Source organism: Desulfobaculum xiamenense (genome assembly GCF_011927665.1).
GTDB lineage: Bacteria > Desulfobacterota > Desulfovibrionia > Desulfovibrionales > Desulfovibrionaceae > Desulfobaculum > Desulfobaculum xiamenense.
In genome coordinates this window covers 1367389-1381058 of the sequence record NZ_JAATJA010000001.1, presented here as the reverse complement: position 1 = coordinate 1381058, position 13670 = coordinate 1367389, and the positions used below count along the sequence as shown (strand labels likewise).

Genomic DNA, 13670 nt, shown 5'->3' with positions numbered 1-13670 from the left:
TCGCATGGGCAGGGAATTCGATGAACTGGCCGATGGCCTGGTGCAGGAAACGCTCGTCGAGGCGGCGAACACCTTCTTCGGTGCGCGCAAGAACCTCGACGAGGAGATCGAGGCCTACCGCAAGGCCGCCGACGATTTTGCGGCGGTGGAGGCCGTGGTCCTGCGCAAGGCTGGCGCGCTCAACTATCTTTTGCTCGAAGGGCGGGCCGTGGCGGACTTCTACACCGCCATCGGCGTGTCGGCTCCGCATCTCGTGGATATGCCGGACCCGGCCGTGCGTGACACGGACGATCTCGAACCGCTGCTGGTTCTGACCACACGCGGACGCTACGTAGGGCTGGTGCTAAACGCCTATTCCGCCCTCGCCTCGGAGGTGGAGGCCTATCTGCACGGGCGTTATTACAACGCCTCGGACGGCTCGGGGCGCAAGTTGATCACGCCCAACTATTCGCACCTGCATAAGTGGTGCGGGCGGCTGAACGAGAAAATCCGCGACGTGAACGAGAACCATTCGCCCTCGGGCACGCTGTGCTTCGTCAAGGGGCTCGACGCGTCGCTTCTGGAACGCCAGCGCCTGTCCGGGGCGACATTTGACAACTACTGCCAGGAACTCGACGAGGAACTGAAGTTCAAGCCCGTGGAGTGCCTTGGCATGAACTACATCCATCCGCCGGACCTGCCCGAGCTACGAGCCGTGAAGCGTGCCGTCACCGCCTTCGCCCGCTCGCTGTACGCGGCGCACCGCGACGAAGTGAAGCGGCTGCTGACCGGTTTCGCCACGCCTTCCGCAACCCGGCATGACGGTCGCATGGACTGACGTCCGACTGTTGCGGGATGGGATGGCATCGCCCGCAGGGGGCTGCGCCTTTCCTGCCACGCCGAAAGGAGAGAATCACATGTGGGAATCGCTGCCGCGAGGCATGCAGATCATCGTCATCACGGCCCTGTTTTCGGTTATCGCCCTTGTGGGCGGGGCGCTCATCGTCCGCCGTCACAACCGGGACCACTCCGAGCGCGACGGCGAGTAGGCCCGCCGTCTTTACTCCCGCCGCGTGTTGGTGCATAAGACCGCGTGACGGCAGGGGATTGGCAAGGCGGGCACTGTCGGCCCGCCAGACAAACAGGAGAGAGACGGAGTAGCTGATGCGGATGATGAAGCTTCTTATCAAGGTGCTCGGCTTCGTGCTGGCCGTGCCTTTCATTACCTATGGATTTCTGGGACTGATTCGCTTCCTGCGGCTCGAGAACGTCATCGACTCCTATCTCGGCCTCGTCGGTTCGTATAAGAACCCTGTGACCGCGTTCATTCTCGTGGTGATCGGCGTGTGTCTGGTCTACGGGTTGAACGCGCTGTCGGACAAGCTGCGTTGAAACCGTCCTCGCAATCCGTCGTACGCTCCACGGGCGCAGGCCGCCTTGGCCTGAAAATCGCCTATTTCGCGGCGGGCATCGTATTTATTCCCTTGAGCCGTTTTTTTGTGCCGTTCTGGGTGCGTTTCCCCATCCTCGCCCTGTGGGCGGTGGGGCTGGCCGTCATGCTGGCGCGGCACCTGTCCCGCCCCGACGAGGATCGGTCCCGACCTCGGGGCTGACAGACGGGGCCTTTCGTCGTAGGTTGAAGCATCCCCCTTTCCACTTCAGGTGCGTTCGCACGAAGGGAGAAGCACATGGACGATAGGCGCAAGCGGAGCCGGGTCCGCACGAGATTTCCCGGAGTTGTCTTCTGCGGTGGGGATGATTTTTCCATCGCCACCGAGAATCTGAGCCTCAAGGGCGCGTTGTGCGAGGTCCTCGATGAGAGCGTGGATGGCCTCGTTGGCGAGCCGTGCATCATGCGCATCACTCTGTCGGAGTCGGCGGTCATCGAGGTGTCCGGAATCATCGCCCGCGCCGAGGGACAGGTGCTGGCCGTGGATTTCGAGAATATGGACCCGGATTCCTACGCCCATCTGCGCAATGTGGTGCGCCTCATGGCCGAGGACGCCGACCTTATCGACGAGGAGCAGTTGACCGGCGGCTTCGGCGACGAGGACGACGCGGATTTCGAACGCTGAACGCACCGGTTGCTGTTTGTTGCGAGGTTCTGGCGGCTCGTCGGGTCGCGCGCGGCCTGCGGTCCGATTCACCTCCCCCCGCCCATTTCAAAGTAAAAAACGCCCCCGCGCATAGGCGCAGGGGCGTTTCGTCGTTCATAGACCGTGGAGCGTTTCGGCTAGATGGCCCCGGCGGCGCGCAGGAAGGTCTCGTGGCGCTCGCGGTAGGGCGGGAAGCCGAAGAAGGCGGAGCCGGAGACCAGAACGTCCGCGCCAGCCTCGACGAGGTCGGGGGTGTTCTCGGGCGCGCAGCCGCCGTCCACCTGAATGAGCATCTCGGGATTCCAGTCGTCGCGCAGGAGCGCCAGCTCGTGGATCTTGTCGAGGGTGAAGGGAATGAACTTCTGTCCGCCGAAGCCGGGGTTCACGCTCATGATGAGCGCCATGTCCAGCTGGGGGATGAGGTATTCGATGTCGAAGAGCGAGGTGGCCGGGTTGAGGGCCACGGCGCACTTGGCACCCATGCGGCGGATTTCGCTGACGGTGCGCTCCAGATGGCGGGTCGCCTCCGCATGGACGCAGATGAGGTCCGCGCCTGCGTCGATGAAGTCCGCGATGTAGCGCTCGGGTTCCTCGATCATGAGATGCACGTCGAAGAAGAGCTTGGAGCGCTTGCGCAGCGCCTTGATGATGGGAGCGCCGAGGGTGATGTTGGGCACGAAGCGGCCGTCCATCACATCCCAGTGCACCCACTTGAGTCCTGCCTCCTCCAGCGCGGCCAGCTCGTCGGCGAGGCGGCCGAAGTCGCAGGACAGAAGCGACGGGGACAGGATGAATTCTCTTTCCATGGTTCCTCCGGCGTCGGCTATTCGTCGCCGCCGTTAGCGTTCATTTTGAAGTCCACCTTGATCTTGTACATCATGTCGGCGGGCAGGTTGAGGATGTCGATGCCCGTCTTGCGCGTGATGGCGGCGAGGGTGTCCGCGACGATCTGCTCGGACTCGCCGATAAAGGTGAACCAGATGTTGTAGTGGTGCTTGCGCAGGTAGTTGTGGGTCACTCCGGGATGCGCGTTCACCTCGGCCACGAACTCGTCCAGCTTGTCCTGCGGCACGCAGGCCGCGCACAGGGTGGAATGCCAGCCCAGCTCGCGGGATTGGAAGTTGCCGCCAATGCGCCGGATGACGCCCTGCTCCTTGAGCGCGCGCACGCGGGCCAGCACCTCGGACTCGGTGAGTCCAATGTTCTCGCCGACCACGGCGTAGGGGCGCGGCTCGATGGGAAAGCCGGACTGGATGATGTCGAGGATCTGCTTGTCGAAGTGGTCCATCAGCTCTTCCCGGTGGCCCTGCGCGGGGTATGGGAGCACAAGGGTTCCTCGGCGAGGTGGCTCCCGTTCATGGTGTACGCACGGGCGCGGCAACCGGCGCAGACCTTGTGGTACTCGCACACGCCGCACTTGCCCTCGAAGCAGTCCTGATTGCGGAATTCGAGGAAGTGCTTGGACTTGGCCCATATTTCCGGGAAGGGCGTGGTGCGGATGTTGCCGCAGTCCAGTTCGAGGTAGCCGCAGGGCTGGACCTGACCGGTGTGCGAGATGAAACAGAAGCCCACGCCGCCGAGGCAGCCTCGGGACACGGCGTCGAGCCCGAAGTTCTCGAAGGTCACCGGGATGCCGTCCTCCTTGGCCCGCTGGCGCAGGATGCGGTGGTAGTGCGGCGCGCAGGTGGCCTTGAGCTGCATGTCGGTGGTCTTGCGGAAGTCGTAGAACCAGTTGAGCACGGCCTCGTATTCCTCGGCGGAGATGATCTCCTCGCCGAGTTCCGCGCCGCGCCCGGTGGGCACCAGCAGGAAGATGTGCCACGCCGCCGCGCCGATCTTCTCGCACAGGTGGAAGATGTCGCGGAACATGCCGAGGTTGCCCTTGGTCACCGTGGTGTTGATCTGGAATTCCAGACCGGCCTGCTTGAGGTACTCGATGCCGCGCATGCTGGCCGCGAAGGCACCTTCCACGCCGCGGAAGGCGTCGTGGCTGGTGGCGTCGGGTCCGTCGATGGAGATGGACACGCGCTCGATGCCCGCGTCCTTCATCTCCCGTGCGGTTTCGGGGGTGATGAGCGTGCCGTTGGGGGCCATGACGCAGCGCAGGTCCTTGCCCTTGGCATAGCGCACCAGCTCCGGCCAGTCCTTGCGCATCATCGGTTCGCCACCGGTGAAGATGATGATGGGGCTGCCGGTCTCGGGGAAGGTGTCGATGAGCGCCTTGGCCTCGTCGGTGGAAAGCTCGCCGGGGTAGGGCTCGGTGTGCGCCTCGGCGCGGCAGTGCTTGCAGGCGAGGTTGCAGGAGCGGGTGATCTCCCACGCGATGAGCCGCAGCGGCGGCACGCCGTCCTTTCCGGAGGTCTGACCGTGGGGGCAGCCGCCGGGGTGGCCGCCCGTGCCGTTGGGATGGCCGCCGGGATGCCCGGTGGGGGCGGCGGCGGGGTGCTCGAAGCTGTGTTTCGCGTCGCTCATGCTACTTCCCCTGCAGTTTCAGGAAGTCCTCGGCGAAGTAGGTCATGATCAGCTCGGCACCTGCGCGCTTGATGGCGGTGAGGGATTCGAGCATCACGGCCTTTTCGTCGATCCAGCCGTTTATGGCGGCGGCCTTGATCATGGAGTATTCGCCGCTGACCTGATAGGCGGCCACGGGCACGTCGAAGCTGTCGCGCACCGCGCGCACGAGGTCGAGATAGGGCATGGCGGGTTTGACCATGATGATGTCCGCGCCTTCCTCAATGTCGGCGGCGGCTTCGCGCATGGCCTCACGGGCGTTGGCCGGGTCCATCTGGTAGGTGCGGCGGTCGCCGTGCGAGGGGGCGGACTCCGCTGCGTCGCGGAAGGGACCGTAGAAGGAGGATGCGAACTTCACCGCGTAGGACATGATGGGCACGTCGATGAATCCGGCCTCGTCAAGGGCGGTGCGGATGGCGAGCACGCGGCCGTCCATCATGTCGGACGGGGCCACCATGTCGGCTCCGGCACGAGCGTGGGACACGGCGGTCTTCGCCAAAAGGTCGAGGGTGGCGTCGTTCTGGACGAGGCCCTTGGTGTCGCCCTGCGTCAGCAGGCCGCAGTGGCCGTGGGAGGTGTACTCGCACAGGCACACGTCGGTGACGACGACCAGCTCGGGGAAGCGGTCCTTGAGGCGACGGACGGCCTTCTGGACGATGCCGTTGTCGTCGTAGGCGGCGGAGGCCACGGGGTCCTTCGTGGCGGGAATGCCGAAGAGCATGCAGGAACGCAGACCGTTGGCCACGGCGGCGGCCACCTGTTTCTCAAGCTCGTCGAGAGACAGCTGGAACTGGCCGGGCATGGAGTCGATGGGTTTCCTGAAGGTCACATCGTCGGTTTCGACGACGAAGTAGAGCATCATCAGGTCTTCGGGGCGCACGATGGTCTCGCGCACGATGTCGCGCATGGCGGCGCTGCGGCGCAGCCGGCGGCCCCGGTAGAATGCAGGCAGGTCCATGGACTGGTTCCTCCTCATGCGGGAATGCCGGGGTGCGCGCGGGCGCACCCCGGCGGGAGTGTTAAGCGGGGATGTTGTGTCTGTTCTTGGCGGCTTCGGCCATCTTGGCGACGTTTCGCCGCTTCGAGGCTTCGACCTCACGGGCGGCGAACATTTCGCGCAGTTCCTGATCCTCGCGCTGCTCCATGACGTTGGTGCAGCGGCGCTGATGGATCTCCACCGCCTGCTCCAGAACCGCCTTGGCGCGGAAGCCCTGAAGCGCGTGGTAGAACAGGCGCGTTACCGCCTGATCTCGTCGTCTGTTAAATAGCACGCCGGGTCGGGCGCCCAGACGTCCCCGTAGTAGGCTTCGGCCCGAGCCCTGAAATTGCCTGCGCAGATGCCGAGGTACTTGCATTCGGCACACCTTCCTTTCACGTGGCTCTTCTTGTCCTTGAGCTGGTGAAGAAGTTCGATGTTGGGGTCGTCCCAGATTTCGGAGAACGGCCGTTCGAGAACGTTGCCGAAGGTATGGTTGCGCCAGAACTGGTCGGCGTGGACCTGACCGTCCCAGGAGATGCAGCCGATGCCTCGGCCGGAGTTGTTGCCTTCGTTGAACTGCAGGAGCTGTTCGACTTCCTTGGCGCGCTCGGGGTCTTCCTTGAGCAGGCGCAGGTAGACCAGCGGTCCGTCGGCGTGGTTGTCAACGGTGAGGACTTCCTTCTCCAGCCCGTCGTTGAAGCAGGCGCGGGTCTCGTCCATGATCAGGTTGACCGCTTCGCGGGTTTCCTGATGGTCGAGGTCTTCCTTGATGAGTTCGGAGCCGCGGCCCGAGTACACAAGGTGGTAGAAGCAGATGCGGGGGACTTCGAGTTCGCGCAGGAGCTTGAACAGGGTGGGAATCTCGGCCTGATTGCGCTTGTTGATGGTGAAGCGCAGGCCGACCTTCAGGCCCTCGGCCTTACAGTTCTCGATGCCGCGGATGGCGCGCTTGAACGCACCGGGCACCTGACGGAATTTGTCGTGGATTTCCTCACCGCCATCGAGGGAGATGCCCACGTAGGACAGGCCGATCTTCTTGAGTTCGGCGGCCTTTTCCTTGGTGATGAGGGTGCCGTTGGTGGAGATGACGGCACGCATGCCTTGTTCGGTGGCGAACTTTGCGAGGTCGGGCAGGTCTTCGCGGACCAGCGGCTCGCCGCCGGAGAAGAGCATGACCGGTGCGCCGTAATTGGCGAGGTCCTTGATGATGACCTTGGCCTGTTCGGTGCTGATTTCGTCCTTGCCTTCGGGATCGACGGCCTGGGCGTAGCAGTGAACGCACTTGAGGTTGCAGCGGCGGGTCATGTTCCAGACCACGACCGGCTTCTTATCCTTGGAGAACTGCAGCAGGTGCGAGGGCAGCTTGCCGGATTCGCGGCCGTAGCGCAGGGCGTCCGACGCTTCCACAGCGCCGCAGTACAGTTTCGAGATGCCAATCATGAACGACCTCCGTATGGATTCACCGGGCTTTGCGCCGAGAGGAGCGTACCGGCGGATGATTCGGGCCAAACGCCGACACGTCCGGCGCGGGCGACACGCAACATAGTCTTTACGGCCCCGGGAGTCAAAGCGCGAGGCGCATTCTGCACATTTATACCAAGTAAGTATGAATTGGGCCTTGTGAAGGGGGGCGTCCGCTGGGCGACGGTTCATGCGTTGCGCGGGATGTCGGACGCTTGCAGGCCACGACGCGTGCGGCAATCAGCGGCACGGGGCGTCTACGGCCGCGCTGTGCGCCGCCTGCGCGAAGGGGGCGATGCCAAGCCGGGTGACGGTGTCGCCCAGCCGTTCGCCGCGTGCCATATGTGCAAGATAGGTGTCGATGAGGGCCGTGGCGACGCGGGGAATGGTCTGCACATCGAAGATGCCGGGCAGTTGCTCGCCAAGGCGCGGGTGCCGCCCGAGCTTGCCGCCGACGAGGACACGCAGTCCCGTTCGTTCGATGGTGAGCGCGTCGCTGGGGCAGGCCGTGGCGCATTCGCCGCAAGACAGGCAGCGCTCCCTGTCGATGGCGGTGACGCGTCCGTCGTGGATGACAAGGGCGTTCTCGCGGCAGGTTTCCACGCATGCGCCGCAGCCGGAACACGCGTCGGCGTCGAGGGCGGGAACCGCCGCGCCGATCAGGCCGAGGTCGACGATCTGCGGCTGCGAGCAGCCGTTGGGACAGTGGGATATGGCGATGCGCAGGGTGTGGTGCGGCTTTGGCGTTTCGCCGAGGCGTTCGGCAAGGCGGGCCGCGATGTGCGCGGGGTCGAGGGCTTCGCGAAGCGCGTCGGCGAGGTGCGGGGCCTGAACCGCGCAGTGCGGGCAATGTTCGGCACCGCGACAGACGGTGATGCGCAGGCCCGCGCAGGGGCCGTGGCCCGATGCATGTGACGAGTGGGGAGAATCGGGGGTGTGTGATGAGGTGTGCATGCCCGCAGCGTATCGGCAAGGCGGGCGCTTGTCATTGACCTGTGTCAAGGAACCCCCGCCGGGGAGCCTGCGTCGGGGGCCCTGCGTCGGGGTGCCTGCGTCGGGGCACCAGTCTCGGGGCTGTGCCACCAGTGCATCGAAAGATTCATGCAGTTCGCTACAGGGCGGATTCCTCTGGTTTGCCGGATTCCTTGTCCGTCTCGTCCGTCTCCTCGACGTTGTTCCAGTGGCGTACGGGCTTGCCCATGTCCGCGGCCAGCGCGTTCATGATGGCCTGAACGGGAGCGATGGGCAGACGGTCGTGCTGGGTGAAGAAGACGAAGTCGCGCGTGCGTCCCGGCGCGATCTGCCCTGTCTGGGCCATGGACCACACGAGTGTGCCCGTGGCGGCGTCGTGGATTTCGAGGCGCAGGGAAATAATCGTCTCGCCCTGCGTGCCGCCGAACATGATGTTCGTGATCTCGCCGCCCACGATGAGGTCCGTGTTTGCGACCATGGCGAGGGGCTGGGCGTCCTCGGCCGTATACCACTGGGCGTCCTCGGCGAAGATGAGCGCCGGGAAGACCTTGTCCTGCAACCAGCGCTGCCAGAGGACGCGGGTCAGCTCGCGTCCGAGGTGCTGCGGCTCGTCCACGCGCTGCATCACGCGAAACGGAACGAGCACCGCCGTCAACGGTCGCATGGGGCGGTTTTCGGGGCGGATCATGATCTGCACGTCGCTACGGCTTCCGGCCTCGTCGATGTAGACGTCGCCCGGACCGGACAGGTCAAAGTCCGCAGCGCAGGCGGAAAGGAGCAGCAGCGAAGCCGCGAGGGCGGCGAGAAGGGCGGGACGCGCGTTCATGCGGAGGGGTCTCCTTGCTGGTGGTTTCTGCGCCGGAGGGCTGGACGCTCCTCCGGCACAGAAGGGAAAGCAAGATGCGTACCGCGATGGCGGCCTACTGGATGGTCGTCGTCGGGGACGGGGCGGAGTGCATGGACTCCAGAAGCTGATCGCGCGAGGAGATGAGGCTTTCGCGCAGTTCGAGGCGTTTTTGGGGGGACAGGCGTTTGAACTCGGGCTTGGACGCCAGCGATTCCAGTTGCTCCATCTCTTCGCGCAGGCGACGGATGCGCTCCTGAAATCGCGGCTCGTTATGCCAGAGTTTTGACGCCGCATCCACGAGATCAAGCAACTCCGCCGAGAGCTCGAGGAACGAGCGCGGATCGATGTCGCGGGCCATGCGGCGGGCGTTGAGGATATTTCTCCAGCGCCTCTTCAGGGCCTTGAACATGCCTTCCCCCTGTGTCGGTACTAGAACATCTGCTGCGCCGTCTCCGGTGAGAAGAATACCGTGGCGGCGACGAGGGCCAGCAGCAGGAACAGCGGCAGCGACAGCGCGAGCGACACGCGGGCGTAGCTGGTGCGGTGCGCTTCCTTGAGCCCTATGCACATGAGTACCATGTACCACAGGGAGCCCGCCAGAGGTCCGAGCACGGGAAATACCGCAAGAAGCGACGGCGATGACGCGTAGCAGTTGACCCGGAACGTCGCCTCGAAGCCGGACTTCGACGCGCCGAAGGCCATGAGCAGGAGATGAATGATGCCCGTGGTCGCGATGATGGCCAGCGTCATGAAGATCGGCAGGACGAGAAGCACCGCGAAGGCGCTGGCTCCTGCCACGGCGTGTTCCGTGCTGTCGGTCTGCCCGCCGCCGATGTACATCATGATGTCGAGGCCGAGCACCTGCCAGATGGTCTGGAACAGGGCCGAGACTTCGCTGACGAGCAGGTAGAAGACCATGGGCCGCGCAAGGCCCATCTTCACCGGCATGGTCGAGAAGAACAGCTTGGGGCTCAGGCACGCGCGTTTGACCGTCTCCTTGAGACCGCCGAAAAAGCCGTGCTCGTCGAGGCGTTCGAAGGGCACGTCCACCGTGGGGTGCTCGTCCTCGCGGGGGGCGTGCCCGCGCCATGGCGTCTCGTCGCGGTTGTCGTTTTTGTCGCCCATATCCTCAAGGCTGACCCAGATGTCCCGGCGGGGCTTTTCGGCGGTCGGGGATTCGGCCTGCGCGGGCTGCTCCTCGGGCGTGGGGGTCTGCGGCGTTGACGCGGCGTTGGGCGTGACGTCCGCTACCGGGGCGACAGGCGTGGCGTCCGTTGTCGGGATGGGACCATCGGCGGGCGTTTCGCTGGCCGAAGTTGCCGGTTCGTCAATGTCCTGTGTGGGCGCGTCGGCCTGTGGGGCTTCCGGCGCATCGGGGGCGGCGTCGGGTGTGACATCGGGAGTAACATCGGGCGCGACATGAGGCTCTGTTGGCTCGATGGTGGCGGCCTGCGCCGTCTGGGCGGCGGGTTCCTCCTCCAGCGTGAAGTCCTGCGCTTCGGAATCCAGCTCACGGAAGCGGAACTTGGTCCCGCACTTGGGGCAGGTGGCCATTACGGAACGGGCGGGCACCTTGTCGTCGGGCACCTCGCGCGAAAATTGGCAGTTGGGGCAGAGTATGTTCATGTAACACCCTTTCGGATTTGCATATCGAAAAACAGTAACCGCAAGGCATGGGATAATCAACCAGCCGGGCGTGTCAAGCCGGGGGATGCGCAAGCGTCAGCACGCGGACGTCCCTCGCCTGCGCTGCATCGGGCAGAAGGGGGCACGGCACGCGGGGATAGTCGTCGTTGAGCATGTGGCGAACGCTGCCGTTGCCTGCTGCGTCGAATACGTCGAGCTTGCGGCGTAGCTGGGCGTCGTCCTTGAGGATGCGCGAAAGGTGCAGGATTGGCGCGTCGAGCACGATGCCGAGTTTTCCCTCGATGCAGGTGAGCCGCTCGTGGATGGGGCGCTCGTAGGACAAATCTTCCGTTCGCCGATACAGGCGCAACTGGAGATCCGGCCACAGTCCGTAGCCCGCCAGAAAGGCCGAGGTGTCCGGGTACAGGGTGCGCCGGGTGAAGAAATAGCCGCCGATGTCGTTGGTCTGTCCCGCTGCGGCCAGCAGGCGGACGGCGTCCCAACCCGTGGCGGTCAGGCGTTCGTCGGCGTCGAGGGAAAGCACCCAATCCGTCGTGCACGCGGCGAGCATGGCATTGCGCTGGGCTGCGAAATCGTTGCCCAGCCTGCGCGCCACGTGGCGTACCGGCACGTCGCAGGGATAGTCGCGAGCGGGCGGTTCGTCAGCGTCCCAGACGGCCACCACCTCCGAGAGCCACGGCGGCAGGTGGCGGAAGAATCCGCGTAGCCCGGAGTCCTCGGGCGAGAGAATGGCCGCGAGGCCGATGCTCGGTGCTTCTGCCACGCCCGCGCCGAGGGACAGGGACGAGGCGGAGTGGAACAGGCGCGAAAGTTCGTTTCGCCGGTCGTCCGAGCGATCTTCGGGGTTGATGCGCAGGGCGGTGTTGTCCGGCGTCAGGCCGCACAGCGCCCATAGGACGAGATGCGCCCATGGCGAGGTGTCCGCGAGGATGTGCGTGCGCCCTCGGGCGGCGAGGCTGTCGAGCCGCCCCGTGGCGCGGACCGCTCGCAGGCGCTCCGGGCTTGTCTCGCTGACCACGATGGCGATGCCCTGCGGCAACGCAGCGTCGAGTTCCGTGACCAGCCGTCCCGACCCGATGCCGAGAACGAGAAGCGTCGAATGCCGTTGCGGGCGAATGGCGCGCAGGCAGGCGAGGATGTTTCGCGCTGCGGTGTCGTCGTCCGGAGCTTCGGGAAGCTCGGCGCAAGGGGACTGCATGCGGAAGGAAAGAATTTCCGCGGTGTAGGCGTCAAACGGATGGGCCGCCGGATGCGTCGGCGAAAGCGGGGATGTGTCTGTCATTGGGCCTTCGGCTGTCGAGCAGTTCCTGATAGATGATCTCCAGCCTGCGGACCACGGTCTGCACGCGGAAGAGCCGCGTTGCCTTGTCGCGTCCGGCCTCGCCCATGGCGCGGGCTTCCTCCGGATTGGTCAGCAGGCGTATGACGGCGGCGGCGTAGTCGTCATCCGTGGCGGCGACGAAGCCCGTGACGCCATGCTCCACGAGTTCGAGCTGGGCGTTGTCGCGCAGGCCTTCGGCTGGATGCGTGACCACGGGCAGGCCGGATGCCATGGCCTCGGCGATGGTCAGGCCGAAGCTCTCGCCCGTGTCGTTGGCGTGGGCCATCACGCTCAGCGTGTCGAGGAAGGCCGCAAGTTCGCCATCGGTGTGGACAGCGTCGCAGAATTCCACATGCTTCTCAAGCCCCCGGCTGGCAATCCACTCGCGGGCGTCTTGCGTCGCGCCGATGATGCGGTAGCGGAAATCGGGTAGGGCGGCGGCCACGCGCGGGATGAAGCGCAGGGCGAACATGGACCACTTGCCGGGATCGGGGCGGGAGATGCGCCCCACGGTGTGCGCAGCGAAGTCGCGCTGCGTGGGGGAGGCCACGAAGGCGTCGGTGTCCACGGGGTTGTAGAGCACCTGATGGCGCGGTGCCTCGGCCGGGACGCCGTTGATCGCGCGGTAGCGCTCAAGGCAGAAGCGCGACACGAAGAGGTGGCGGTCGATGCTGGCGGCGCGGGGGCTTGGGTCGAAGCGCCCGAAGACATTGGTCTCGACGACGAAGGGCACCTCGGCGAGGGCGAGGGTGCGCAGGAGCTTCGGTTCTGGCCAGCCTGCCCGGTGCAGATGGACGATGTCCGGGCGCAGGCGCTCAAGGAGCCCGAGCAGATCCCCGCCGACGAGGACCTCAATGCCCGCGTTGGTCAGGGCGCGGCGACGTTCGCCGTCAACAGGGCTGTATACACTGGCGTGGAAGCGCGCGCGGTCGAGGTGCGTGACGAAGAGTTGCATGGTCTTCTCCGTGCCGCCGAGGCCGAGACCTGCGGCGACATGGAGAATGCGTGCGGGGCGGGGCATGGTTTCTCCGCGCTATTTGACGAGGCCCGAGGGGCCGTAGGTTCCGGGCATGCCCGCGCGGCCCGGCCGCAGGGGGCGGGGCTGCATGGTGCCGGTGCCGGGGCGGCCGATGGGCTGCGTGGGGAACAGGCCGGGTGCCGGGGCCGGAGCCGAGGGCTGCGCGGGTTCCGGCTGCTGCGCCGCATGCTGTTCCTGCGCCGGTTGCGAAGCCGGTTCGGGAGGTGTCGCGGGGGCTACGGGGGCCGGAGCGACAGCCGGGCGCGGAGGAACGGACGACGCGCCGATGGGGCGCGAAAAGCCGAAGAGCGGCGTCGCGGCGGGCGGCGTCGTTGCCTGCGTGGCGCTCTGCTGGGGGGCGGATGGTGCTACGTGCGGCTGCGCTTCGGCATGCTGCGGCGCTTCGGGGGCCGACGCGGTGGGTGTGGTCTCCGAAGCCGTGGCCGGAGCGGACGGCTTGCCCTGAATCTCGCGGAAGGCGTCCTTCAAGCCGTCGAGAATGCGGATGACTTCGTCGATGATCTCCGTGTTCATGTCCATGTTTGCCCGCAGCAACCGGGTGTTGCAGAAGAAGTAGAGCTGGTGGAGGTTCTGGGCGACTTCGCCGCCCTTTTCCGCGTTGAGGCTCTGATCCAGCTCGGCGATGACGTCCATGGCCCGCGAGATGAGCATGCCCTTCTGGGCGTAGTCCCGCTCGGCGATCTTCTCCTTGGCCTGCCGCAGGTATTTGATGGCACCATCGTAGAGCAGGATGAGGATATCACCCTGCGAGGTGGTGCCGATCTGTGTCTTGAGATATGCCTTCGCGCCTTTCTGCATGGAATGCTCCTGTTGAACCG

Annotated in this window: 18 protein-coding genes; 5 read left to right on the top strand and 13 right to left on the bottom strand. The window is 65.4% G+C overall.

Annotated features, from left to right (window positions below; genetic code table 11):
• Positions 1-4: 4 nt before the first annotated feature.
• The 5 genes from GGQ74_RS06345 (at position 5) to GGQ74_RS06330 (ending at position 2054) form a co-directional block, all read left to right on the top strand.
• Positions 5-817 (top strand): hypothetical protein, encoded by an 813-nt coding sequence (locus GGQ74_RS06345; protein ID WP_167940654.1) that lies wholly within the window; start codon positions 5-7, stop codon positions 815-817.
• A 79-nt stretch (positions 818-896) separates the two neighbouring features.
• Entirely contained in the window at positions 897-1028 is a 132-nt protein-coding gene (locus GGQ74_RS16400) for a hypothetical protein (RefSeq protein WP_280712728.1), read from the top strand.
• A gap of 121 nt (positions 1029-1149) precedes the next feature.
• Entirely contained in the window at positions 1150-1371 is a 222-nt protein-coding gene (locus tag GGQ74_RS06340) for a hypothetical protein (protein ID WP_167940653.1), read from the top strand.
• Positions 1368-1592: a hypothetical protein gene (locus GGQ74_RS06335; protein WP_167940652.1), complete on the top strand. Its 225-nt coding sequence runs from the start codon at positions 1368-1370 to the stop codon at positions 1590-1592. Before GGQ74_RS06340 ends, GGQ74_RS06335 begins: the two co-directional genes overlap by 4 nt.
• A 75-nt stretch (positions 1593-1667) precedes the next feature.
• Entirely contained in the window at positions 1668-2054 is a 387-nt protein-coding gene (locus GGQ74_RS06330; protein WP_167940651.1) for a PilZ domain-containing protein, read from the top strand.
• 158 nt (positions 2055-2212) lie between these two features.
• Here the strand turns inward: GGQ74_RS06330 and rpe are convergent, their stop codons facing one another.
• From rpe to fliS, 13 genes are all read right to left on the bottom strand, one after another.
• Positions 2213-2881 (bottom strand): ribulose-phosphate 3-epimerase, encoded by a 669-nt coding sequence (rpe, locus tag GGQ74_RS06325; protein WP_167940650.1) that lies wholly within the window; start codon positions 2879-2881, stop codon positions 2213-2215.
• 17 nt (positions 2882-2898) lie between these two features.
• Positions 2899-3363, bottom strand: a complete 465-nt coding sequence (gene ahbA, locus GGQ74_RS06320; protein WP_167940649.1) for a siroheme decarboxylase subunit alpha — start codon at positions 3361-3363, stop codon at positions 2899-2901.
• Positions 3363-4547, bottom strand: a complete 1185-nt coding sequence (ahbD, locus tag GGQ74_RS06315; protein WP_167940648.1) for a heme b synthase — start codon at positions 4545-4547, stop codon at positions 3363-3365. Before ahbD ends, ahbA begins: the two co-directional genes overlap by 1 nt.
• Before the next feature lies 1 nt (position 4548).
• The gene (gene hemB, locus GGQ74_RS06310; RefSeq protein WP_167941023.1) at positions 4549-5538 is read right to left on the bottom strand and encodes a porphobilinogen synthase; all 990 of its coding nucleotides are present in this window, start codon (positions 5536-5538) and stop codon (positions 4549-4551) included.
• A gap of 67 nt (positions 5539-5605) precedes the next feature.
• Positions 5606-5857 (bottom strand): hypothetical protein, encoded by a 252-nt coding sequence (locus GGQ74_RS06305; RefSeq protein WP_167940647.1) that lies wholly within the window; start codon positions 5855-5857, stop codon positions 5606-5608.
• Positions 5824-7005 (bottom strand): 12,18-didecarboxysiroheme deacetylase, encoded by a 1182-nt coding sequence (gene ahbC / locus GGQ74_RS06300; protein WP_167940646.1) that lies wholly within the window; start codon positions 7003-7005, stop codon positions 5824-5826. Before ahbC ends, GGQ74_RS06305 begins: the two co-directional genes overlap by 34 nt.
• Positions 7006-7266: 261 nt before the next feature.
• Positions 7267-7980, bottom strand: a complete 714-nt coding sequence (locus GGQ74_RS06295; RefSeq protein WP_167940645.1) for a 4Fe-4S binding protein — start codon at positions 7978-7980, stop codon at positions 7267-7269.
• 157 nt (positions 7981-8137) lie between these two features.
• Positions 8138-8824, bottom strand: a complete 687-nt coding sequence (locus tag GGQ74_RS06290) for a hypothetical protein (RefSeq protein WP_167940644.1) — start codon at positions 8822-8824, stop codon at positions 8138-8140.
• 94 nt (positions 8825-8918) lie between these two features.
• Complete coding sequence (locus tag GGQ74_RS06285; RefSeq protein WP_167940643.1) at positions 8919-9254, bottom strand: HAD-IG family 5'-nucleotidase; 336 nt, start codon at positions 9252-9254, stop codon at positions 8919-8921.
• A 20-nt stretch (positions 9255-9274) separates the two neighbouring features.
• On the bottom strand, positions 9275-10471 hold the full coding sequence (locus GGQ74_RS06280) for a YIP1 family protein (RefSeq protein WP_167941022.1): 1197 nt from the start codon (positions 10469-10471) through the stop codon (positions 9275-9277).
• Positions 10472-10544: 73 nt separating this feature from the next.
• A complete protein-coding gene (locus GGQ74_RS06275; protein ID WP_167940642.1) occupies positions 10545-11774 on the bottom strand; it encodes a glycosyltransferase family protein in 1230 nt (409 codons plus the stop codon).
• Positions 11722-12834, bottom strand: coding sequence for a glycosyltransferase family 4 protein (locus tag GGQ74_RS06270; RefSeq protein WP_167940641.1), 1113 nt, complete (start codon positions 12832-12834; stop codon positions 11722-11724). Before GGQ74_RS06270 ends, GGQ74_RS06275 begins: the two co-directional genes overlap by 53 nt.
• 12 nt (positions 12835-12846) lie before the next feature.
• On the bottom strand, positions 12847-13650 hold the full coding sequence (fliS, locus tag GGQ74_RS16165) for a flagellar export chaperone FliS (RefSeq protein WP_209280077.1): 804 nt from the start codon (positions 13648-13650) through the stop codon (positions 12847-12849).
• Between the last annotated feature and the right edge of the window lie 20 nt (positions 13651-13670).